At 65.8% G+C, this 25543-nt stretch carries 9 protein-coding genes and 2 pseudogenes; 10 read left to right on the top strand and 1 reads right to left on the bottom strand.

All coding sequences use genetic code 11. The features are described 5' to 3' along the window. Nucleotides 1–24 precede the first annotated feature (24 nt). The 10 genes and pseudogenes from Q362_RS0114015 to Q362_RS25010 form a co-directional block, all read left to right on the top strand. Entirely contained in the window at nt 25–720 is a 696-nt protein-coding gene (locus Q362_RS0114015; RefSeq protein ID WP_028319205.1) for a MotA/TolQ/ExbB proton channel family protein, read from the top strand. Continuing rightward, entirely contained in the window at nt 717–1235 is a 519-nt protein-coding gene (tolR, locus tag Q362_RS20785) for a protein TolR (RefSeq protein ID WP_245590235.1), read from the top strand. Before Q362_RS0114015 ends, tolR begins: the two co-directional genes overlap by 4 nt. A gap of 100 nt (nt 1236–1335) precedes the next feature. Beyond that, nucleotides 1336–1956 (top strand): energy transducer TonB, encoded by a 621-nt coding sequence (locus tag Q362_RS22935; protein ID WP_169737432.1) that lies wholly within the window; start codon nt 1336–1338, stop codon nt 1954–1956. Between the two features lie 152 nt (nt 1957–2108). Next, the gene (locus Q362_RS23715; RefSeq protein WP_157470157.1) at nt 2109–3716 is read left to right on the top strand and encodes a (2,3-dihydroxybenzoyl)adenylate synthase; all 1608 of its coding nucleotides are present in this window, start codon (nt 2109–2111) and stop codon (nt 3714–3716) included. A 44-nt stretch (nt 3717–3760) separates the two neighbouring features. After that, entirely contained in the window at nt 3761–5146 is a 1386-nt protein-coding gene (locus Q362_RS23720; protein ID WP_169737433.1) for a salicylate synthase, read from the top strand. Nucleotides 5147–5199: 53 nt separating this feature from the next. Then, nucleotides 5200–5829, top strand: coding sequence for an NAD(P)-dependent oxidoreductase (locus Q362_RS0114035; RefSeq protein ID WP_028319206.1), 630 nt, complete (start codon nt 5200–5202; stop codon nt 5827–5829). A gap of 113 nt (nt 5830–5942) precedes the next feature. Beyond that, nucleotides 5943–21488 (top strand): non-ribosomal peptide synthetase, encoded by a 15546-nt coding sequence (locus tag Q362_RS20800; protein ID WP_035216844.1) that lies wholly within the window; start codon nt 5943–5945, stop codon nt 21486–21488. 25 nt (nt 21489–21513) lie between these two features. Next, nucleotides 21514–22251 (top strand): class I SAM-dependent methyltransferase, encoded by a 738-nt coding sequence (locus Q362_RS0114045; protein ID WP_211248502.1) that lies wholly within the window; start codon nt 21514–21516, stop codon nt 22249–22251. Nucleotides 22252–22298: 47 nt separating this feature from the next. Continuing rightward, complete coding sequence (locus Q362_RS20805) at nt 22299–24692, top strand: type I polyketide synthase (RefSeq protein ID WP_169737434.1); 2394 nt, start codon at nt 22299–22301, stop codon at nt 24690–24692. A gap of 109 nt (nt 24693–24801) precedes the next feature. After that, nucleotides 24802–25221: pseudogene (locus Q362_RS25010) on the top strand (methyltransferase family protein); the annotation flags it as partial. Between the two features lie 89 nt (nt 25222–25310). Here Q362_RS25010 and Q362_RS24560 read toward each other — a convergent pair. Continuing rightward, nucleotides 25311–25543 (bottom strand): annotated as a pseudogene (locus Q362_RS24560) (hypothetical protein); the annotation flags it as partial.

Consider the following 25543-nt stretch of genomic DNA (forward strand, 5'->3'; position numbering starts at 1 on the left):
TTTTCGGAGGGGTAGGGAAGTCGTATGGAGTCCATGCTGAACGCCGTCCTGGAGGCGACATTCGTTTCAAAATGCGTTCTTGCCTTTTTGCTCTTCATGTCCGTGATGAGCTGGGCATACATGGGCGGCAAGTGGGTCACCCTGCTTTCCGCCCAGAAACGCACGGGCAGGGGGCTGGCCGCCTTTGACAGCGCCGGGTCGCTGAACGCCGCCCTCACCGGGCTGGAAAGGGATACGGCCTCCCCCCTGTTCGGCATCACCCGCCGGGCGGTGCGGGAGTTCAACCGCATCAACACGACCGGCGACGCGGAAAAACTGCTCAACGACAATGTGCGCCGGGCGCTGCATTTCGGCATCGCCGAGGAGATGGCCCGTTTGAAATCCTCGCTCGCCCTCCTGGCGACCACCGCCAACACCGCCCCTTTCATCGGGCTGTTCGGCACGGTCTGGGGCATCATGCATTCCTTCCAAGCCATCGCCCAGATGAAAAACGTGTCGCTGGCCACCGTGGCGCCGGGCATCGCCGAGGCCCTCATCGCCACCGCGGTGGGACTGTTCGTCGCCATTCCCGCCACCTGCGGCTACAATATTTTTCGTTCCAAGCTGACCTCCATCGAAGGAGTGTGCATCACCTATGCCGGGCAGTTGCTCAACCGCATGCAGCACGAGGTCGCGGTACACGAGGCCGGGCTTTCTTTTGCAGGAGAACGGCAGCCGTGACCACCACCTCCGATCGCGACGATTTTGTCGCCGATATCAACGTGACGCCGTTTGTCGATGTCATGCTGGTGCTGCTCATCATCTTCATGGTGACGGCCCCGATGATGACCGAAGGGCTGGATGTGCAGTTGCCCAAGGTGGAACACTCCGAAACGCTGCCCACGGACGACGATCACGTCATCCTGACCGTCAAGGAGAACGGCGCGCTTTTCCTGGACACGTACGAGGTGGCGCCCGCGGACCTGGTTGCCGTGTTGACGACGAATGTCCGCAATCCCGGCCGGCAGCTTTTTATCCGGGCCGATACCAAGGTCAACTATGGCGTGGTGATGGAGGTGATGGGCACGATCCGCGGCGCGGGCATCACGAATGTGGGATTGGTCACCGTCTCCACTCCGGCGCGGGGTGGCGCGAAACCGGATGCCGGCAGCAGCGACGACGCCGGAGCCGGCGGTGCCGCCGGGACGGGCACTTCGTCGGTTTTCAACGATGTTGCAACACGACCACAGGGATAGGGCGTTGGTTGTTCGGCGCCTGCTGTTCCTGCTTTTTTCCTTCTGCGTGCATGGAACCGCCGTGGGAGCGCTTTTTTTCTTCGCAGGCCACGAAACCGTGATGGAAGAGCAGGTGTACCGCGTTGTCCTGGCGGAACTGGCTCCCCCTGAGACGCCCGTTGCCGAGCCGGTGGAACAACCACCTCCACCTCCACCTCCACCCGTTCCGCCGAAGCCGGAGTCCGCTCCGCCGGCACCAGCACCCGAGCCGAAAGCGGTTGAGCAGCCGAAGAGCAAGAAGATCAGCGTCAAAAAGAAAAACGATGCGCCCAAGGCCGAACGGCCGCAACCCGTCCCGCCGGCACCGCAACCCGCTCCTGCGGCGCCGCAACCTCCGGCCCCGACGCACCAACACATGGGGCCGCAACCCCAGCAGGTGGGTGCGTTGGCGGCCTACAGATCGGATCATGTGGACCAGCGTCCCTCGATCGCCCGCCGGGTGGAGCCGGAATACCCTGTCAAGGCCAAGCGGATGGAGGTCGAGGGCGAAGTCATGATCCAGTTGGTCGTGGACAAGGCGGGACATCCGCAGGTCTGTTCCGTTCTTTCCGCCGTGCCGGCGGGGTATTTCGAGGACGCAGCCCTTGCCGCCGCGGCCAGGATGCGGTTCATTCCCGGCAAGATACAAGGGCAGCCGGTGAACACCATGATCGTTTTGCCCTTCACCTTCCGTTTGCGATGAGGGGCGGGTGGTGTGCTGCAACGGATCGGGTCTGCCGCTTTGGCTCCGTTTTCCTACGCCGTGACAAACGTGGAAACCTCGGCAATTCGGGTGGCTGTACTGTCCCGGCAAAAATTTTTTTGATCTCTAAAATTAGACAGAACTAATTCATTATGTCTGACCAAATTAAAGAGTGGCACCAACAGGCGGCAAAGCGGTATCGGGAAAAAGGCTACTGGCAGCCGTTGCATCTCGGTGAACAGTTGCGGCAATGGACGCAGCGCCACGGCGACCGGATCGCCCTTGTCGAGGGGGAGCAGCGCTTCTCCTACAACGAACTGGACCAGCGCGTCGATGCGATGGCCGCCGGGCTGCATCGCCTGGGATTGCGGTGCGGCGACCGGGTATTGCTGCAACTGCCCAACAGCGTGGCTTTTGTCGTCACCGCCTTTGCGCTGTTCCGGCTCGGCGTCATCCCGGTGATGATGATGATGGCGAACCGCGAGAAGGACATCGATGCCTTCTGTGCGCTGGCCGAGCCGGTCGCCTATATTACCACGGCAACATTCTTGGGCTTTCATCATCGTTCCCTGGCGGAAAAGGCCCAGAAGCGGCACGCCTGCCTGCGATATGTCCTGATCGACGGCACCTGCACCGATGACCGGGGCGTTCCCCGTCAGGTCAGCTGCACGGACAGGGCCTTTGCCGCCGATGCGCAGCCGGACGCCACGGACACGGCCGTACTCCTGCTGTCCGGCGGCACGACGGGAACGTCGAAGCTCATTCCGCGCACCCACGCGGATTACGCCTTCAATGCCCGCGCCTCGGCACAACTCTGCGGCTTCGATGCCGAGACCGTCTATTTGGCGGCGCTCCCCGTCGCCCACAATTTCCCCCTGGCCTGTCCGGGCGTCATCGGTACCTTTTCCGCCGGCGGGACAGTGGTGCTGGCGCGATCGCCGGCCTACGAAGAGGCCTTTCCCCTGATCGAGCGGGAACGGGTGACCCATACCGCCCTGGTGCCCCCTCTGGTCACGCTCTGGCTGAACGCCTGTGAATGGGAACGACCCGATCTGTCTTCCCTGGCGCTTCTCCAGGTGGGCGGTTCCGCCCTGGACCCCAAACTGGCGGCCCGCGTCCGGCCGACGCTCGGCTGCCGGTTGCAACAGGTGTTCGGCATGGCCGAAGGCCTGCTCTGCTATACCCGGCTGGACGACCCGGAGGAGGTCATCCTCCACACCCAGGGCCGGCCGCTCTGCATCGATGACGAGGTCCGCCTCGTCGACGGAAACGGCCGGGATGTCCCGGCCGGCGAGGCGGGCGAACTCCTGGTGCGCGGTCCCTACACGATCCGGGGCTATTACCGCGCCGAGGAGCAGAACCGGGCGTCCTTCACCGAGGAGGGCTATTACCGCTCCGGCGACTGGGTACGCCTCACCCCCGAGGGCAATTTCGTCGTCGAGGGCCGGATCAAGGACATCATCAACCGGGCCGGGGAAAAGATAGCCGCGCCGGAGATCGAGACCCTGCTCAAGGCGCATCCCGATATCCAGGATGCCGCCCTGGTGCCGCTCCCGGACGAGCACCTGGGCGAGCGCAGTTGCGTTTTTGTGATGACGGCCGGCGCCACCCTGGACCTGCCGGCTGTCCGTTCCTTTTTGCTGGCGCGGGGAGTTGCCCGCCACAAGGTTCCGGATCAGTTGGAGATCATCGATTTTTGGCCACTGACCGGCGCGGGCAAGATCGACAAGCGAAAGCTCGTTGCCATGGCGGCGGGCTGACCGGCGAACCGATGCAATCCGGACATGATGAGGGGGAGGCTGCAATGAAAAATGTCATGAACTGTCTGCAACTGCCGTTGTGCGAAAAAAAGATTCCGTTTCAGGGTGATCCCCTGCTCTGTGCCGCATTGTTCGCCGATTCCGGACTGGCGGATGAATACCTCGTCTACGAGAAGGGCGGGGAATGGTTTCTCGGCTTTGGCGTTGCCGCCCTGCTGCGGTTCAACGCGGAGACGACCACCTTGCAGGCCGGAGGACAGTCTTTTTCCTGGAAAAGCGGTCCTGCCGCGGATTCCGTCCACCAGGCCTTGCAGTTCCTGCCGATGGAAAAATGGCGGGCATACGGCATCGCCCATTTCGAACTGGCGCGCCATACCTATCGGCTGGCGCCCGCCACGCCCGCGCAGGATCTGCTGCACCTGTTCGTGCCGGCCTTTGAAGTGCATCTCCAGGACAACTGGGCAACCTTGCGGGCGATGGATGGCGTCCCCTTTCTCCAGCTCGCCACGTTGTTTCAGGATATTCAGCAGGAGATCCTGCGGGAATCCGGACGAGCGCAACGGCTGGCACACCTTGAGGAACGCATCCGCGACCGCCGGCTCGCCGTCCCGGATATGCGGACCTGCAATACCGGGGCGTATGGCCGGGCCGTGACCGAGGCGGTGCGGGAAATAGCCGCCCGGCGCTACAAGAAGGTCATCCTTTCCCGCTCCATCCCGCTGCCCCGACCCATCGACATGGTGGCCACCTATGTGGCCGGGCGGCGGGCGAACACGCCGGCCCGTTCCTATTTGCTCAAATTGGACGGCCTGGAGGCCTGCGGCTTCAGCCCGGAAACGGTGCTCGAGGCCGATGCGGACGGCTGGGTGAGCACCCGTCCCCTGGCCGGCACCCGTGCCCTCGGCGACAGCCAGGAGGAAGAACGCCGCCTGCGCGACGACTTGCTCAACGATACCAAGGAAGTTCACGAGCACGCGGTTTCCGTGCAACTGGCCTTTGCCGAGCTGGGCGGGGTCTGCCGGCAGGGGTCGGTCTGCGTCAATGACTTCATGTCGGTCTCGCGGCGGAATTCCGTGCAGCACCTGGCCTCGCGCCTCAAGGGACACCTGCGCAACGGCTACAGTGCCTGGCATGCCTTCGACGCCCTTTTCCCTGCGGTCACGGCCACCGGCATTCCCAAGAAGGAATCCATCGAAGCGATCGCCCGCATGGAACCCGGCCCTCGCGGCCTGTACGCCGGCTGCGTCATGCTGGCCGACCATACCGGCGCCCTCGACGCGGCCCTCGTGCTGCGCAGCGTCTACCAACAAGGGAACCGGGCCTGGATGCAGGTGGGCGCGGGCATTGTCGAGAAGTCCACCCCTGAGCGGGAAATAGAGGAAACCTGCGAAAAGATCAGCAGCGTTTCCCGCTACCTGGTGCATGCATGACGGGAAGCCATGGGCACAACGGATCATCAAAGAACGGGTCACGGAGCAAAGCGGTGAACATTCTCGTTATCGGGGCCAGTCGCGGCATAGGCGCGCGGGTGGTGGAACAGGCCTTGGCCGGGGGGCACCGCGTCACGGCGCTGGTCCGCGATCCGGCCGCCATGAAACGCACGGACGCCCAGTTGGATGTGGTGCGGGGCGACATCCGCGACGAGGGAGCGGTGGACGGGGTCATGGCCGGACAGGATGCGGTCGGGCTCGCCATAGGCTGCGTCCCGAGTTGCGCGGCCATATCCCTGTTTTCGACGGGCACGGCCCATGTCCTTGCCGCCATGCAGCGGCACGGCGTCAGAAAACTGGTGTGCGTCACCGGTATCGGCGCCGGGGACAGCCGGGGGCACGGCGGTTTTTTGTACGACGCGATCATCCGGCCCGTGCTGCTGCGCACCATGTACGACGACAAGGACCGGCAGGAGCGCGCCATCCGCGCGTCCGACCGCGATTGGGTGATCGCGCGGCCGGGATTTCTGACCAACGGCCCGCTGACCGGTATCTACAAGGTGGTGACCGACCTCGCCGGGGTCAGGGCCGGCAGGGTCTCCCGGGCGGACGTCGCCCATTTCATGCTGGACCAGATGCGGACCATGAGCTGCCGGCACCTGACTCCACTCATAACGAACTGATTGTTGGCCGAACGCATCGCGAAGACGTTCGCCCGATTGCCAGGAGCGACAGATCTCGCGCCCCATGCGCAAAGCCGCTGCCATCCCTTCATTTGACCAAAAGGGGGACTCCCATGTTTGACGCACCGATCAAGACCAGACAGACCTTTTCCCGCGCCGCGATCAGCCCCGAAACAATGAAGGCGGATGTCCAGGCCATGCTTGCCGAAGCCGTGGCCATCGGCATGGAGGACAATCTCGTCGAACTGGGGCTGGATTCCATGCAGGTCATGCGGCTGGTCAACAAATGGCGGCGGGCCGGCGTGGACGTGACCTTCGCCGCCCTGATGGAGCATCCCCGGCTGGGCGACTGGGAGCGGTTTCTGGAGCAGGAGCGAAGCGAGGCGGACAAAGCCGTTGCCGTCGAGCCCGAGGAAGACGACACCAAACCCTTTGCGCTGACCGACGTGCAGTACGCATATTGGATCGGCCGGCGCCACGACCAGCCCATGGGCGGGGTTGCCTGCCACGCCTACCTCGAGATCGACGGCGTGGATGTCGACCCCGAGCGTTTGCGGGCCGCATGGCACCGTGTCCAGCGGCATCACCCCATGCTGCGGGCCCGATTCCTCGAGCAGGGCGAACAGGAGATTCAGGCCACGCCGTTTTCCCCGGAAATAACGGTGCACGATCTCCGCGCCCGCTCCCAGGAGCACCGCGACGAGGCCCTTGCCGAAACGAGGGCGCGGTTGTCGCACCGCCTGCTGCGCGTGGAGGAGGGCGAGGTCGCCGGCCTGGAACTGAGTTTGCTGCCGCTGGGGCGGACCAGAATCCATTTCGACCTCGACCTGCTAGTCGCCGACGTGCACAGTCTGCACATCATCCTCCGCGACCTGGCCATCGCCTATGAGGACCTGCCTCTGGCTGCGCCCGCCGACTGGAGCTTCGCCGCCTATCTCCGGCGGGCGGCCGCCGGCCGGGAACAGGACCGGGAGGCCGCGCGCCGCTATTGGCAGGAACGGTTGCCCGATCTTCCCGGCGCGCCCGGCCTGCCGCTGGTCATGCAGCCGGAAAAGATGCGCGCCCCGGCATTCCGGCGACGCCTGCACCGCCTGCCGCTGCCGGCCTGGCAGCGGTTGCAGCGCCTGGCCGCGGACCACCGGCTGACCCCGGCCATGGTCCTGTTGACCGCCTATGCGGAGGTGCTCGACCGCTGGAGCGCCACCTCGCGCTTCCTCATCAACATCCCGCTGTTCGATCGGCAGGAGCAGGGCGAGGACCTGGCCCATGTCGTCGCCGATTTCACCAACCTGCTCCTGCTGGCGGTCGATTGCAGCCAGAACCAGACCTTTGTCCAAAGAGCGCACGACATCCAGGCGCAATTCCACAAGGACGTGGCCCATGCGCGCTACTCCGGCGTGCAGGTGCAGCGCGATCTCGCCCGGCTGCGGGCCGGGGAACGGATTGCGGCGCCGGTGGTCTTCGCCTCGAACCTGGGCACCCCTCTGATCGGTCCGGAGTGCAGGGAACGCCTCGGCCGCCTGCACTGGATGATCAGCCAGACGCCGCAGGTCTGGCTCGATTTTCAGATCTACGAGGACGAGGACGGCCTGCTCCTGGCCTGGGACGCGGTGGATGCGCTCTTTCCCGACGGCCTGATCGAGCAGATGTTCGCCGCCTACGCCCGGCTGCTCGACTTTCTGCTGGTCGATCGGGCCCATTGGCAGGCGAGCTGCGACCCGCTGGCCGATTCCCCGCAGACCAACCGGTGGCGGCGGGCGCTGCCGTACCGCACGCCGGTGGCGGAGCACTGCCTGCATCAGGACTTTTTTCGCCACGCCGCCGCAGACCCGCAGCGAATCGCCCTGATCGATCCGTATCGCGGGCCGATACGCTACGGCCAACTGGCCGATCAGGCGCTCCGGGTGGCCGCCCTGCTGAACGGTCAGGGCGTGCGCAGCAACGATGCGGTGGCCGTCACCCTGCCCAGGGGAGCGGGCCAGATTGCGGCCGTGCTCGGCATCTTGGCTCTGGGCGCCACCTATGTGCCGGTGGGCATCGACCAGCCCGCCGCCCGCCGTCAGTCCGTCCACAGACGGGCCGGCATCGCCCATGTTGTCACCGACGGCGAACATCTGCACAGCCTTGCCTGGCCGCAGGAGTGCCTCGCGCTCGACATCGCCGCGGCCGCAAACGTGGCGGCGCTGACGCAACCGGTGGAGGTGGCGCCGGACCAGTCGGCCTATATCATCTTCACCTCGGGCTCCACCGGCGAACCCAAGGGCGTGGAGGTCAGCCACCGGGCCGCCTGGAATACGGTCGACGACATCAACAGCCGCTATGCGGTGGCGGCAACCGACCGGGTCCTGGCCGTTTCCGCCCTTGATTTCGACCTGTCCGTCTACGATATCTTCGGCCTGCTGAGCCGGGGCGGGGCCCTGGTGCTGGTGGGCGAGGAACACCGGCGCGACGCAATGCAATGGCTGGAACTCCTGTCCCGGCACCGGGTGACCCTGTGGAATTCCGTGCCCATTCTCCTGGACATGCTGCTCCATGCGGCGGAAGCCGAGCCGCCCGAGCCCTTGCCGTTGCGGCTGGCCCTGCTCTCCGGCGACTGGATCGGGCTCGATCTGCCCGGCAGGCTCAAGGCCACGGCTCCGGACTGCCAGATGGCCGCCCTCGGCGGCGCCACCGAGGCGGCGATCTGGTCCAATGTCTTCGACGTGTCCCTGCCGCTGCCGCCCCAGTGGAAATCGATTCCTTACGGCCGGCCCCTGCGGAATCAGGCCTACCGGGTGATCGACGCCCTGGGCCGCGACTGCCCGGATCACGTGCCCGGCGAGTTGTGGATCGGCGGCGCGGGCCTGGCCAAAGGATACCGGGGCGCCCCGGAACTGACCGCGGAGCGGTTCGTTGTGCGTGACGGCCTGCGCTGGTATGCGACCGGCGACCTGGGGCGCTACCTGGCGGACGGCAACCTGGAATTCCTCGGCCGCAAGGATTTCCAGGTCAAGATCCGAGGGCATCGTATCGAGACCGGCGAAATCGAGACCATGCTCCGCCGGCATCCCGGCGTGCGGGAGGCCGTGGTCACCGCAGTCGGCACACCGGGCAAGAGCAGGCACCTGGCCGCGTACGTCGTGGCCGACCCGGCCGACCCCTCGCTTTTTACCGAGGAGGGACAGGAACAGGCCGAGGCGGAACGCATCGCCCGAGCCCTGGTGCAGGCCGGCCGACACCAGGCCGAACTGCTGCCCGATGCGGCGACCAGGCAGACCTACACCTCGTTCTGGCAGGGCATGGAAACCTTCGCGGTGCCGATCATCTGCCAGAGCCTGAACGCCATGGGCGCCTTCATCAAAGCCGGCGAGCGCTCCACCCTCGACCTGCTGCTCAGGCGATGCCGCATCAAGGAGGAGTATCGCCGCCTGCTCGGCCAGTGGCTGGCAATCCTGACCGAGGAGGGCCTGCTTTGTCAGGAAGATGCGCAGACCTGGGTCAGCACGCAGGCATTGGCAACGGCGACCCCGCCCGAACGACTGGCGGCGCTGTGGGAGGAGATTGCCGCCGCCGCCCGTCGCGACCCGCACGCCACCGTCCTGCTCGACTACCTGCAGCAGTGCTGCGCCAGCCATCCCGCCCTGTTGCGGGGGGAAATCAACCCCCTGCAGCTCTTCTTTCCCGACGGGTCCTGGCATGTCACCGAGGCGCTGTATCAGCACAACCCCCTGGCGCACTATTACAACAGCATCGTTGGCCAGGTCCTGGCTGCCATCGCCGCGGCCCTGCCCCCGGAACGCACGGTGCGGGTCCTGGAGATCGGCGCCGGCACCGGCGGCACCACCGCCTCGGTCCTGCCGCTCCTGCCGGCCGGCCGCACCCGCTACACCTATACCGACATCACCACCTTTTTCGCGGACGGGGCCGGGGAGAAGTTCAAGGCCTATCCCTTTGTGCATTTCCGGCAGCTGGATATCGACCGCGACCCAGGCCAGCAGGGATTCGCGCCGCACAGCTTCGACGTGATCCTGGCCGCCAACGTGCTGCACGACGCCCGCCACCTGAAAACCACCCTGACCGCGCTCGGCAGGCTGCTGGCGCCCGGAGGCCATCTCGTCGTCCTCGAGGGGACCAGGAACATCCGCCTGCAAATGCTCAGCATCGGCTTCATCGAAGGGCTCAGCCATTTCGCCGATGAACGGCTCAAGGACAACCTGCCCCTGATTGCCGTGGACAGATGGCAGGCGCTGCTCCGGGACAGCGACCTGGAACCCCTGGCCGTCTTTCCCGAACGCAACGAACTCGGTGCCGCCTTTTTCGAGCAGCATGTGCTGGTGGCCCGGTCGCCGCTACGGGCGCGGCGGTTCCGGCCGGACCGGCTCAGCGCCTTTCTCGGGGAGCGGGTGCCGACCTACATGGTACCGGCGATCTATACCCTGCTGGAGACCCTGCCGCTGACCGCCAACGGCAAGCTGGACCGGGCCGCCCTGCCGCAGGTCGTTGTCGAGGAGGAGCGGGCGAGCGATGACGATGCCCGTCCGCAAGGAACGGTGGAAACGAGCCTGGCCGCTGTCTGGCAGGAGGTGTTGGCGGTCCGGCCCGGCCGGCACGACAATTTCTTCGAGTTGGGCGGCGACTCCCTGCTGGCGATCCGGATCGTCACCCGGATCAAGAAGGAGCTGGGACTGACGCTGTCCCTGGAGCATTTTTTCGGCAACCCGACCCTGGCCGAACTCGCCGCAGCCCTGGAGCGCGAGGAGAACCGGCCCGCGTCGGAGGCCGCCCCAGCCCCGGTCGTGCCGCCGCTCATCCCGGACCCCCTGAACCGGCACGAACCCTTTCCGCTCACCGAGATCCAGCAGGCCTACCTGATCGGCCGCAGCGGCGACTATGTCCTGGGGCGGGTCGCCTCGCATTGCTACTTCGAACTGGATGCCGACGAACTCGACCTGGACCGGGTCAATAGCGCCTGGCAGCGGCTGATCGAACAGCACGGGATGATGCGGGCCGTGATGCTGGCGGACGGACGGCAGCGCATTTTGGCGCAGGTGGAACCGTACCGCCTGCGGGTGCTCGATCTGCGCGACAGCGACGCGGCGCATGCCGAAGGCGAACTGGCGCGGTTGCGAGAGGCCATGTCGCATCAGGTGCTGCCCAGCGACCGATGGCCGCTGTTCGACGTCCGCGCCAGCCTGCTGCCCGGCGGCGGAGTGCGGCTGCACATCGGCTTCGACAATCTCATCTTCGACGGCTGGAGCATGTTTCACCTGCTCAGCGAATGGCGGCGGCTCTACCACGAGCCCCGGGCCGTGCTGCCGGAACTGGCGCTTTCCTTCAGGGATTATGTTCTGGCCCGCGAGGCGCTACGCGATTCGGAGCACGACCGCAGGGACCGGGAATACTGGCTCGCCCGGATTCCGGACCTGCCGCCGGCGCCGGACCTGCCGCTGGCCCGCAACCCCGGCGAATTGACGGAACACCGCTTCACCCGCCTGGCGGACCGCCTGGACGCGGCCACCTGGGGCACGCTGCAGGACAAGGCCAGGACCGCCGGCATCACGCCTTCCGGGGCCTTGCTGGCCGCCTATGCCGAGGTGCTCGCCTTCTGGAGCAAGAACCCGCGTTTCACCCTCAACCTGACCCAGTTCGACAGGTTGCCGCTCCATGCCCAAGTGCAGGAGCTGGTCGGCGATTTCACCTCGCTCACCCTGCTGGCGGTGGACAACGCCGCCGGCGAACGTTTCATCGACCGGGCGCGCGCCCTGCAACGGCAGTTGTGGCGGGATCTGGATCATCCCCTGGTGGGCGGCGTGCAGATCCAGCGCGAACTGGCCCGGCAACGCAGGGAATACGGCGGCGGCGCCATGCCCATCGTCTTTACCAGCGCCCTGGGCGTCGATCAGCTCAAGGACAACACCGCCGAGAACAACTGGCTGGGCCGGCTGGTCTACAATATCAGCCAGACGCCCCAGGTGTGGCTGGACCACCAAGTCTTCGAGCAGGGCGGCGAACTCGTGCTCATCTGGGATGCCGTGGCCGGCCTGTTTCCGGCCGGGATGCTGGAGGACATGTTTGCCGCCTATGGCCGCATCCTGCGGCAGTTGGCCGCCGGGGAAGGCGTCTGGCAGCGGCGGCGGTTCGACCTGCTGCCGCAGGCCCAACAACAGCGCCGGGACGAACTCAACCAGACGCAGGCGCCCGTGTGCCCCGAGTTGCTGCACACGCTTTTCGATATCCAGGCCAAACAGCGGCCCGAGCATCCTGCGGTCATCGCCCCCGGATGCAGCCTGAGTTACGGGCAACTGGCCCAACAATCCCGGCGGCTGGCCCTGCTGCTCCGCGACCGGGGCATCGAGGCGAACAGCCTGACCGCCGTGGTCATGGAAAAGGGCTGGGAGCAGGTGGTGGCGGCACTGGCCGTCCTGATTGCCGGCGGGGCCTATCTGCCCATCGATCCGGCCCAACCGGGCGAACGGTTGCGCCGCCTGCTCGCCGAGGGCGCCGTCCGCACGGTGCTCACCCAGTCATGGCTGCTGCCGGCCCTGGACTGGCCCGACGGGATGGACCTGATCGCCGTCGACCGGGTCGACGCGGGCGACCAGGTTATCCCGCCCCTGCCAACGGTCCAGAAACCGGACGACCTGGCCTATGTCATCTACACCTCCGGTTCCACGGGCCTGCCCAAGGGAGTGATGATCGACCACCGGGGCGCGGTCAACACCGTTGTCGATATCAACCGCCGTTTCGGCGTCGGGCCGGACGACCGGGTCCTGGCCCTGGCCAACCTGGGCTTTGATCTTTCCGTCTACGACCTGTTCGGCGCCCTGGCCGCCGGCGCCACCATCGTCCTGCCGGAGAGCGGCGCCATCAAGGAGCCGGCGCATTGGGCGGAACTCATCCGGCGGCATGGGGTCAGCGTGTGGAACTCCGTGCCCGCCATGATGGGTATGCTGGTGGAGCATACGCAGGCCGCCGGCGCGCCGTATCCGTCCCTGCGGCTGATTCTGTTGAGCGGCGACTGGATTCCCGTGGACCTGCCCGCCAGGGTCCGGACCTTGACCGGAGGGGGCAGGGTGATCGCCCTGGGCGGCGCCACCGAGGCGTCGATCTGGTCGAACTGCCATGTGGTCGACGGGCCTGTCCCCGCGGACTGGAACAGCATCCCCTATGGCCGGCCGCTGACCAACCAGCGGCTCCATGTGCTCGATGCCGCCATGCAGACCAGGCCCGATTGGACGAGCGGGCAACTCTACATCGGCGGCATCGGCCTGGCCCGGGGCTACTGGCGGGATGCCGGCAAAACCGAAGCCGCGTTTCTGCGGCACCCGCTTTCCGGGGAACGGCTGTACAAAACCGGCGACCTCGGCCGCTATCTGCCCTCGGGCGACATCGAGTTTCTCGGCAGGGAGGATCACCAGGTCAAGATCAACGGCTACCGGGTGGAACTCGGCGAGATCGAGGCCACCATCAAGAGCCATCCCGCGGTCGGCGAAGCGGTGGTCAGTCTGGCGGCGGACAACCGGCTGACCGCGTACCTCACGCTGGCTTCGCAGGAGGAGGGGCTGTATGCCGACCGGAAGAGCGATGCGCGGGCAGCGGAAGAGCGTTGGCGCATCGCGGCCGCCAGCGCGAACCGGCAGATGCTGCGGATCGCTGCGCAGACCGATCCGGCAGCCCTCGCGGCTCTGCACGGTGCGGTCGAACGGATGGCCGTCCGCACCATGTGCCGCACCCTGAACGATCTGGGCCTGTTCGCGTCGGCTGACGCCCCGTGCCGCTTCGAGGATTTGCTGCGGCAGGCGAAGATCGCGGCCCGCTACCAGGAGGTGTTCCGGCAGTGGTTGGCCGTGCTGGTGCACGAGGGCGCGGTGCGGGAGGCGGACGGCGCCTTTGCCGCCGTGCCCGCTGTCTGGCCCGAGGCGGACGCGGAGCCGGGCGCTGACCAGGCGGTCAGAGCCATTCATGCCTGGTTGCAGCGCGTGGCACGGCATTGCCTGCCGCTGTTCCGGGGCGAATGCCAGGCCCTGGAGGTCTTTTTCGCCGAGGACAACCACCTGACGCCGGAATCGCTGGCCGGTCTGCTGCCGGGCTCCGCTCCGACCGACGAGTTGCATCATGCCGTTGTCGATGCCCTCTGCCGGCAAGCATCCGGGGAAGAGCCGCCCAGTATCCTCTTTCTCGGCGCGCGCAGCCCCGAGGCTGCGCGCGCCTGGCTGGAGCGGATGGCCGCAACCCCTGTCCGCTGCACCTTCAGCGAGCAGTCGCTGTTTTTCGTCGAGCAGTTGCAGACGGCGTTCGCCGGGATGCCCTTTGTCGACAGCCGCCGGCTCGACATCGACCGGGAACCGGCCCTGCAGGGGTGGCAGCCGCATGCCTTCGATCTGATCGTCGCGGACCATGCCGTGCACCGCGCCGGCAATATCCACGCGGCGCTCGCCCGCATCCGCACCTTGCTCGCCCCCGGCGGCATGCTGCTGATGCGGGAAGGGACCGGCAGCAGCCATTTGCAGCACCTCAGCGCCGCCTTTCTCGAGGAGGGTTTTCTCCGCTTCACCGATGAGCGGGCAGCAACCAGGCATCCCTTCCTGACCTATGATGGGTGGGCGACCGCGTTGCGGCAGGCCGGATTTTCCCGTGTTGCCGTGCCGCTCGGCGAGCTGTCGGCGACACTGGGCCAGACCCTGCTCCTGGCGCAGGCCCCGGCCACGGTCCGGGCCTTTGCCCCCGAGTTGCTCCACGATTTCGTTTCCCGCACACTTCCGGACTACATGCGGCCGGCCGACTATGTGGAACTGGCCGCCATCCCCCTGACCGACAACGGCAAGATCGACCGGAAGGCCCTGGCCGCGCCCCACAGGGCGGAACGCGGCGACAGGCGCGATTTTGCCGCCGCCGATACGGCCGCGGAACAAGGGCTGGCCGCGATATGGGCGGAGATCCTGCAACTGGAGCAGGTCAGCGTGCTGGCCAACTTCTTCGAACTGGGCGGGGATTCGCTCCTGGCCACCCGGATCGCGGCCAGGGTGCGGGAGCGGTTCGGTACGGACCTGCCCCTGCGCACCCTGTTTGCCCACCCGACCGTCCGCGAACTGGCCGCCTGCCTGCAAACCGTGGCCGACGAAGCGGAGCGGCACCGGGCGCCGCGAACGGACCTGCCCGAGATCGTCGCTGATCCGGCCGGGGAAAACCAGCCCTTTCCGCTCTCCGCCGTGCAGCATGCCTACGTGGTCGGCCGCAGCGGCCTCTATCCCCTGGGCCGGGTTGCGGCGCATTGCTACTTCGAGTACGACACCATCGATCTGGACCTGGCCAGGGCCGAGGCGGCCTGGCAGCGGCTGATCGCCCACCACGGCATGCTGCGCGCCGTTTTTCTTGACAACGGCACCAGCCAGCAGATTCTGGCCGATGTGCCGGCGTACCGCCTGACATGCCACAATTTCAAGGCATTGTCGCCCGAGGCGGCAGCAGCGGCCCTTTCGGACGTGCGGGAGGAGATGTCGCACCAGGTGCTGCCCATTGACCGGTGGCCCCTGTTCGATCTGCGGGTGTCCCTGTACGACCAGAACCACGCCCGCATCCATATCAGCCTGGACAACCTGATCCTGGACGGCTGGAGCATGTTCCATGTCCTGAACGGCTGGTCCCGGCTCTACGCGGAGCCCGATACCGTCCTGACCGCGCCGCAGCTGTCCTTCCGCGACTATGTGCTCAACGAGGCCAGGATCAGGGAGAGCGCCGCCTATCAGCGCGACAGGAGTTATTGGCTCGACCGGATGGACCGGTTGCCGCCGGCGCCGCAACTGCCGCTCCTGCGCCAGCCCCTGGCCGGCGACCGATACCGGTTCCACCGGTTGCAGCAGGAGCTGTCGCCCGCCAACTGGGCGAACCTGAAGGAGCGGGCCCAGGCCATGGGCATCAGTCCGTCCGGCCTCCTGCTGGCGGCCTATGCCGAGGTGCTGGCGGCCTGGTCCGGCCAGGCGCGGTTCACCATCAACCTGACCATGTTCAATCGCCTGCCGCTGCATGCGCAGATCGAGGAGATCGTCGGCGATTTCACCTCGCTCACCCTGCTGGCCGTGGACAACGCCCAGGGACGTTCGTTTGCCGAGCGCGCCAGGAACGTGCAGCGCCAGCTCTGGGAGGATCTGGACCATCCCTGCTACAGCGGTGTCGAACTGTTGCGGGAGATGGGACTCGCCCAGGGCGGCACGGGCAATGGCATGCCCATCGTCTTCACCAGCGCGCTCGGCCTGAGCCGCAGCGACGAGGACGCCATTGCCGGCAGCAGCCTGGGGGATTTTGTCTACGGCATCTCGCAGACACCGCAGGTCCTGCTCGATCATCAGGCCTTCGAGCTATCGGGCCGGCTCCTGCTGGTCTGGGATACGGCCAGGGACTTTTTTCCGGACGGTCTGATCGAGGACATGTTCGCGGCCTACCTGCACCTGCTGACCGGCCTGGCAACGGAGGCGGACCTCTGGCAGCAGGACGAAGTTCTGCGTCTGCCGGCGGAACAGCAGGCCCGGCACCGCGCCATGAATGCCACCGCCAAGGTGTTTTCCGGCCCGCAACTGCTCCATGAACTCTTCCTCGAACAGGCGGCCCTGCGGCCGGACCGGACCGCCATCCTCGCCGGGCAGACGAGCATCGGCTATGGGCAACTGGCGGCCCATGCCGGCGCCATCGGCCACCAGCTCCGCGCCGCCGGCGCCGAACCCAACACCCTGGTCGCCATTGTCATGGACAAGGGCTGGGAACAGGTCGCCGCCGCCCTGGGCATCCTCATGGCCGGTGCCGCCTATCTTCCCATTGCCTCGGACATCCCTCCCGAACGGCTCAAACACGTGCTCGCCGACGGGCAGGTGCGGCTGGTCTGCATCCAGGAGCATCTTTGCCAGGCGCATCCCTGGCCCGACGGCATCGAACTGGTTGTCGTCGGCGAACCGGCCGGGACGGACCCGACGGCGCCCCCGCCGGTTTCCGTGCAGCAGCCCACGGATCTGGCCTATGTCATCTACACCTCCGGGTCCACCGGCCGGCCCAAGGGAGTGATGATCGATCACCGCGGCGCGGTCAACACCGTCAAGGACGTGAACGAGCGCTTCGACGTGGGGCCGGACGACCGCATCTTCGGCATCTCGTCCCTGCATTTCGACCTCTCGGTCTACGATCTGTTCGGCGCGCTGGCCGCCGGGGCCACGCTGGTTCTGCCGGACCCGGCCGGTTTGAAGGACCCGGCGCACTGGCTGCGCTGCCTGCGGGACCATGGGGTCACCGTCTGGAATTCCGTGCCGGCCCTCATGCAGATGCTGGTGCAGTACGCCGAGTTGCGGCCCGCCGAGGTCGATTCCTCATTGCGGCTCGCGCTCCTGAGCGGCGACTGGATCGCGCCGGAACTGCCCGCTGCGATCAGGGCGCTCTATCCGCGGGCCGAGGTGGTCGGCCTAGGCGGCGCCACCGAGGCGTCCATCTGGTCCATCTGCCAGCCCGTGCCAGCGACACACCCCCGGAACATGCCCGTTCCCTATGGCCGGCCCATGGCGAACCAGCGGTTTTACGTGCTCGACCATGCGCTGAAGGAGTGCCCGGACTGGGTCCGCGGCGCGCTCTATATCGGCGGTGCGGGCCTGGCGCGGGGCTACTGGACCGATGCCGGGAAGACCAGGGCCTCGTTCTTCATCCATCCGCGCACCGGGGAATGGCTGTATGCCACGGGCGACCGGGGACGATACCTGCCGGACGGCACCATCGAATTTCTGGGCCGCGACGATAGCCAGGTCAAGATCCGGGGCCACCGGATCGAACTGGGCGAGATCGAGGCGGTACTGAAATCCCTGCCGGATCTCCGGGACGCGGTGGTGCAACGCATCGTCGACGCACAGGAAAACCCGGTGCTCGCCGCCTGGCTGGTCCGTGCCGACGACGATGGCGGCGTTCCGGACACCGCGGCGCTCGACACGGCCTTGCGCGCCATCCTGCCCGCGTACATGATCCCGTCGGTGTTCGTGTTCCTGCCGCAACTGCCGCTGACCGCGAACGGCAAGGTCGACCGCAAGGCCCTGACCGTGCCGGAACAGGCCGCGCCGACGCCGGAAAAGGCGGGGGAGGAAGCGGCGACCGGGCAGGAAGAGGCGGTGGCGGCGATCTGGCGGCAGGTGCTCAAGCGGCCGCAGACCGATCTGCATGCCAATTTCTTCGAAGCGGGCGGCGATTCCCTCAACGCGGTCGAACTGACCAACGCCTTTTTCAAAGCCTTCCAGGTGGAGCTGTCGCTGACCGAACTGTTCCAGGTGCCGACCGTCGCCGGCATGGCCAAGGCCCTGGCCGCGGCCACGGCCGCCGGGGACGGCGACCGGGAACGGGAGCCGGAAGCCTTGCCCCAGGTGCGTCCCGCCCCGGACGAGCGGCACGAGCCGTTCCCGCTCACCGATGTCCAGCAGGCCTACTGGCTGGGACGTAGCGCCGTCTATGAATTGGGCAATGTGGCCACGCACACCTATTTTGAGATCGAAAGCAAGGACATGGATCTCGGGCGGCTCGAACGCGCCTGGCACAAGGTGGTGGCCCGCCACGAAATGCTGCGGGCCGTCCTGCTGCCGGACGGCCGCCAGCGCATCCTCGCCGTCGTGCCGGACTATGCGTTCCGGACCGAGGATTTCAGGGCGCTTGCCGATGATGTTCGCCAGGAGGCCCTGCTGGCGGTGCGCCGGGACATGGAGCATCTGATGCACCCGGTCGACACCTGGCCGCTTTTCGAAATCCGGGTCAGCCGGATCGACGAGGCGACCAATCGCCTGCACCTCAGTTTCGACGCCCTGATCCTGGACGGCTGGAGCATGGGGATTATCTTCCGCGACTGGAGCCATTTTTACCGGGAACCCGACGCGGTCCTGCCGCCGCTGGCCTTTTCCTACCGGGAGTACGTGCTGGCGGAAATCGCCTTCAGAAAAACGCAGCAGTACAAACGCGACCAGGCGTACCAGACGGCGCGGCTTGCCGAGCTGCCGCCTGCACCGGTCCTGCCCCTGGCGATGTCCCCGGCCCGTATCGACCGGCCGCGCTTCCGGCGCCTGAGCCGCCGGTTTCCCAAGGCCCTCAAGGATTGCCTGCAGGCCAGGGCCGCCCAGCGCAACCTGACCATGGCCGGCGTGCTGGTCACCGCCTATGCGCACATCCTGGCCACCTGGAGCGGCAGCAGCGCCTTCACCGTCAACGTGTCCTTCTTCAACCGCTTGCCCCTGCATCCGCAGGTCATGGATATTGTGGGCGATTTCACCTCGGTGCAACTGCTGCCGGTCCGCAGGTCGGCGGGCGAGGATTTCTCCCGGCAGGCCGGCGCGGTCCAGCAGGAACTCTGGCAGGGCCTCGACCACCGCTCGTTCAGCGGGGTGCGCGTCCTGCGCGAACTGGCCCGGCAGCGCGGCACGCCGCAGGCGGCCATCATGCCGGTGGTGTTCACCAGCTTCCTCGGCATGGAGCAGAGCGACGGGGACGACCAGCAGGCTATCGGTCTGTTGGGCCGGATGATCCACAATGTCAGCCAGACGCCCCAGGTCGTGCTCGACAACCAGGTCGGCATCTTCGAGGGCGAGCTGGCCGTGCATTGGGATTTCGTCGCCGAGCTGTTTCCGGATGGCCTGATCGAGGACATGTTCGCCGCCTACGGCCGTCTCCTGGAGCATCTGGCCGAGGAGGAGAACGCCTGGAACAGCCCCTTGCCGACCGGGCTGCCGACAGAGCAGCAGGAGCGGCGCATCAGGGTCAACGCCACTGCAACAGCAGCGCCGCCGGAGTTGCTCCACGAGCTGTTCCTCCGGCAGGCGCATCGCCATCCGGCCGCAACGGCGGTCATCGACCACCGCCGTACCCTCGGCTACGGCGAACTGGCGGCCTGCGCCGGACAGTTGGCCGCCACCCTTGTCCGGAAAGGGGTGCGGCGCAACGAACTGGTGGCCGTGGTTATGGAAAAGGGCTGGGAACAGGTGGCCGCCGTGCTCGGCACGCTGATCGCCGGGGCCGCGTACCTGCCCATCGCCGCCGATGTTCCGCCGGAACGCCTGGCCCTGCTGTTAGAAGACGGTCAGGTCAGGTATGCGCTGACCCAGCCCCGGCTGCTGGCCGCTCTGCCGTGGCCGGCCGCGGTCACGCCTCTGGCCGTGCAGGAGCAGGATCTCGCCGATGCCGGCCTGACCGCTCTGCCCCGGTCGGGACAGAGCCAGGACGATCTGGCCTATGTCATCTACACCTCCGGGTCCACCGGGCGACCCAAGGGGGTCATGATCGATCACCGGGGCGCGGTCAACACCGTGGTCGATGTCAACAGGCGGTGGGCGATCGGTGGCCGTGACCGGGTTCTGGGGCTGTCCCACCTGAATTTCGACCTGTCGGTCTACGATATCTTCGGCACCCTGGCAGCCGGCGCCACCTTGGTTCTGCCCCATCCCGCCCATGGCAAGGACCCCGCCCACTGGCTCGATCTCATGCGCAACGAAAAGGTGACGATCTGGAATTCCGTGCCGGCCCTGATGCGCATGCTGGTCGCTTTTGTCCAGGGCAGGGAAGGGGTCGTGCTGCCGGATCTGCGCCTGGCCCTGCTCAGCGGCGACTGGCTGCCCACGGATCTGCCCACCGATATCCGCACCCTGGCACCCCAGGCCCGGATCGTCAGCCTGGGCGGGGCCACCGAGGCTTCGATCTGGTCGATCTGCTGTGCCGTGGATCACGACACCACGGGCTGGCAGAGCATCCCCTACGGTTTTCCCATGGCGAATCAGGAGTTTCATGTCCTGGATGAAGAACTGCGGGCCTGCCCGGACTGGGTCGCCGGCGAACTCCACATCGGCGGCATCGGCTTGGCGCAGGGGTACTGGCGGGATTCCGACAAGACGGCGGCCAGTTTCATCGTGCACCCGGAAAGCGGCCGGCGCCTGTACCGCACCGGCGATCTGGGCCGGTATCTGCCCGACGGCGCCATCGAGTTTCTGGGCAGAAAGGACTTCCAGCTCAAGATCAACGGCTACCGGATCGAACCGGGCGAAATCGAGGCGGCGTTGAAACGCCATCCCCAGGTGGAGGAAGCCCTTGTGCTGGCGTTCGATACCGGCCGGAACGATGAAAAACACCTGGTCGCCTACCTGGTGGGAACGGAGAATGGCCAGTCGCCCGCACCCAGGGAACTCGCCTCCTTTCTGCGGACCCTCCTGCCCGACTACATGATCCCCGCCGAGATGCTGTTCCTTGCCGCTCTGCCGCTCAGCGACAACGGCAAGGTGGATCGCCGGGCCCTGCCGCGGCCCGGTGCCATGGCGGCGGAGGCCTCTGGCAGCGACAGGTCGGCGCGGCCGTTGACCGAAACGGAGCAGCGGATAGCCGGCGTGGTGGCCGAGGTGCTCGGTATCGGCGAGGTCGATCCCGCCGTGCAGTTCTTTGCCCTGGGCGCCAACTCGCTCGATATCGTGCGCATGCAGAACAAACTGAGCCGCCTGCTCGGGCGCGAGGTGAGCGTGGTGGATTTCTTCACCCATCCCTCGGTCGAGCGGCTGGCGCTGGCGCTGACGGAACCGGCCACGGGCGGGGGAGCGATGCCGGCGGCCCAGGTTGCGGGCCGGATGAAACGACGCGGTACGGCCGTGCGGAGAAAGTCGGCCGGAATGGGCGAACGCGATGCGGCCCATCAATAATTCTTTACCGATAGGAGATACGCGCATGGCACCAGCGGAAATGCCGACCAAAAAGGACTCGTACAAAAACTACACAAAGGTGGCGGAATTCTATCCCCTGAGCGTCCGGGGATTCACGCAGAGCGAACAGATGTTCCGGCAGGAACTCAGCCGGTTCTCCGCGATCACCCATCCTGTTCTCGACATCGGTTCCGGGACCGGAAGAACGGTCCTGGCCATCGCCGAATCGCTGCCCGAGGTCGAAATCATCGCGGTCGAACCCTCCACAACCATGCGGGCGGTGCTGATGCATCGGGTCATGCAGGACGAGGATCTGCGCAGACGGGTCACCATCTTCAGCGACCCGATCCAGGCCGTGCCGTTGCCGGAAAAACTGGGCGCAATCGTGGCGTACGGCGTGCTCGGCCATTTCGACCGGCCGGAACGGCAGCATCTCTGGCGGCAACTGATGCCGAAACTGGCGGCGGGCGCCCCTGTGTTCGTTGAACTGCTTCCCATCGGCAAACCCGTGGATTTCGAGCAAAAACTGGTGCAGGGCGAGCAGATCGGCCGGCGCAGCTACGAGGCCGTGTTTTCCGGCAAGGCCGAGAAGGGGGATCTTCTGCGCATCAAGGCCCGATGGCAGATAAGCGGCGGCGGCGCCCCGCCGTGCGTGATCGAGAACACCAATTTCTGGCACGCCTTCAGCCTGGAGGACCTGGCGCAGGAAACGGGCCTGCAACTCAAACGCCTGACGCCGGAATCCGGCATCCTGTTTTCCTGAAACCGTTCCGAATGGTCTGAGGCGCCACTCTTTTTCAAATGCATAATATGATGGAATTGTGTAGTGACCGCGAGCCCATAGCAATCATCGGCATGGGCTGTCGCTTTCCCGAGGCGGACACGCCCGCAGCCTTCTGGACACAGTTGCGCGACGGTGTCGAAACACTGACCGTGTTCACGGAGGACCAGTTGCGGGCCACCGGTATCCCGGAACAGCTTTACCGGCACCCCAATTATGTCTGCAAACGGGGCACGATCGCCGATTACGACACCTTTGACGCGGAATTTTTCGGCTACAGCGACGAGGAGGCGGTGTTCATCGATCCGCAGCAGCGCCTGCTGCTGGCCTGTGCCTACGAGGCCATGGAGGATGCCGGCCAGACGATGGCGACGGCCGCGGGCCTGACCACCGGCGTGTTCACGAGCCTGCGCACCAGCACCTACACCGGCGTGCTGGCCCCTGTCCTTTTTCCCCAGGGGACGGTGAAAAGTTTGCAGGCGATCCTGGGCAACGCGGTCGACCAGGGCAGCATGCGCATCGCCCATTGCCTCGACCTGACCGGTCCCTGCATCAACGTGCAGAGCGCCTGCTCGTCGTCGCTGGTGGCCGTGCACCTCGCCTGCGAGAGTCTGCAGAGCGGTGAATGCGACATGGCCCTGGCCGGCGCCGCCGCCCTGTTCGTGCCGCAGAATCACGGCTATCTGTACGAGGAGGGAGCGCTGCTCTCGCCGGACGGCCGTTGCCGGGCCTTCGATCTCAGGGCCGGCGGGGTGGTGCCGGGCAGCGGTGCCGGCGTGGTGGTGCTGAAGCGCCTGGGCGACGCACTGACGAACCGGGATCAGATCCATGCGCTGATCCGGGGAACCGCCGTGAACAACAGCGGCGCGGCCCGGATCGACTACCGTTCGCCGAGCCTCGAGGGACAGGCCGCGGTGATCCGCGAGGCGCTGGCCATGGCCGGGGTCGAGGCCCGGACCGTCTCCTATGTGGAGGCCAACGGCACGGGCACCTTCATCGGCGACTCCATCGAAATCGAATCCCTGACCAGGGCCTTCGGCGGCAAAAGCGAGACGCCTTTCTGCGGCCTCGGCTCGGTCAAGACCAATATCGGCCACCTGACCCAGGCCGCCGGCATCGCCGGGCTGATCAAGACCGTTCTCGCCCTCAAACACAGGGAACTGCCGCCCAGCCTCCATTACGAAACCCCCAATCCGCAACTCAAGGGCAGTCCCCTGTACGTGGTGGGCAGATTGCAGGACTGGCCGGAGTGCGCGGAACATCCGCGTCGGGCCGGAGTGAACGCCTTCGCCATCGGCGGCACCAATGCCCACGTCGTTCTGGAAGAATCGCCGTCGCTTGACGGACAGCCGGAGCAAACGGCCGCCGCCGGTTGCCATCTGCTGACACTGTCGGCGAAGAACGCCACGGCCCTCCGGGCCCTGATCGGCAAATACCGCGCCTTTCTGGCCGCCCGTCCGGAAGCGCGGCTCGCGGATATCTGCCGGACCAGCAATGTGGGCAGGCCACATTACCCCCACCGCCTGGCGTTGGCAGCGGCGGACAGAAAGAGCCTGGATGCGGCCCTCGCCGCCGCCGGCCCGTTGCCCCTGCCAGAGAACGCACCGTCGTCACGGCCGAACCGCAACATATTCTTTCTTTTTACCGATTACGTCCTCCCCGGCACATATCGCCTCCTCCACGAACGGCATCCGGGGTTTGGTGCGGTCATCGATGCCTGTGCGGCCACGTTCGCCCGCATGACCGGCTGCTCCCTCAACGCCGCCCTGTTCGGCGAGACCGAGGTGCAGGGCGAGCACGCGCAACAGTGCCTCGCCTATGTGGTGCACCGCGGCCTGGCCGCCCTGTGGCTGTCCTGGGGCGTGCGACCGGTCGGCGTTTCCGGATGCGGCATCGGCGGATACACGGCCGCCTGCATCGCCGCCGGGATCGCTGTCGACCAGGGGCTGGCCCTGCTGGCACGGGAGCCGGTTGCCCAGGAGCCTGTCAATGTCCAGGAGACCGGCATCGTGTTTGTGCGGCCGGACAACGGCCGTGCCGAAGCCCCCCGGCCGGAGCAGGCGCTTCGGTACCGGGAATTGAACGCGGCACAGCCTGTCACCGCACCTCCCCCGGGCGCGAGCGGACCGGGCGACTGCTTCGTGGAGATCGGCGCGGCCTCCCCGTGTTTTGCCGCCTGGAGAACGTCGACCTGGGCGCGGCCGGGACTGTGGCTGACCGCGCCCGAACCGGGCGAGGAACCGCACGACCGGCTCGTCCGGGCCCTGGCCAGAGTCTACGAGGCCGGCGCTCATATCGACTGGGCCGCGTATGCCGCCGGCAGCGGCGGCCACCGCATCTCCCTGCCGACCTATCCCTTTGCCAAGAAAATCTGCTGGTTCGGTGTAGAGGACCGGACGGTTCCTGTTGGCACGGCATGTTGATGCAGAATCGTTCGGATTGGACCAACTGGTTGTCCCCGCTGGCACGGGTAACGGATATTTCATGAAAATGCCATGGGAAAGGGGCAACAGGAAAGAGGGCAAAATGACAATGTTGAAAAATAAGCACGCGCTATCACGATTTTTTTTGGGCAACCCCAGGAAAAGAGGGCTTGTTGAATGGATTATCCTGGGAGCGACTGGAATAATTGGATTGAAATTTTCATGGTACAATTATTCTATTTTCCCATATTCTAATATATTTGGCGGAATATTGATATGTTCTGCAATTGCCTTTCATTGGTATGCAGAAAAATATCATAAGCAATCTCACGACAAAACAGAATATATAAAAATGATCGTGACAGAGGGAATATATGCAAAGATAAGGCATCCAATTTATCTCAGTATGATTATGTTGAATATGGGCATTTCTTTTTTATTCGGCGTGCTCATCACTTTAATAATTTCGGTATGCACTGTGCTATTATGGATTTGTACTTCGTATTTTGAGGAAAGTGAGCTGGAGAAAATATTTAAGGAAGAATACACACGATATAACAGCCCGTTGAAAAAGCCATGTTTCCGGGAGCATGCACTCGGTACGGCACGCCAAGCCGATCAAGACAAACCGGCACCGGTCAAAACATGCCCTGGAGGAATTTTATCCGTAGCGCGAAATCCGGTTACGAGGAGCAATACAAGGCTCCCTACAGGCCAAAACAGACGAACAACCAGGCCGGCCATCTCTCTGGGAGTGCCGTGCCGGTACAGATGACGCATCACCAGACCAAGATTGTAGCCAGCGGCATGCATCAGGTAGCGTTTGGCAACATTGTCCATACCGCGAAGTG

Origin of the sequence: Desulfobulbus elongatus DSM 2908 (genome assembly GCF_000621145.1) — a bacterium.
Classification (GTDB): Bacteria; Desulfobacterota; Desulfobulbia; order Desulfobulbales; family Desulfobulbaceae; genus Desulfobulbus; species Desulfobulbus elongatus.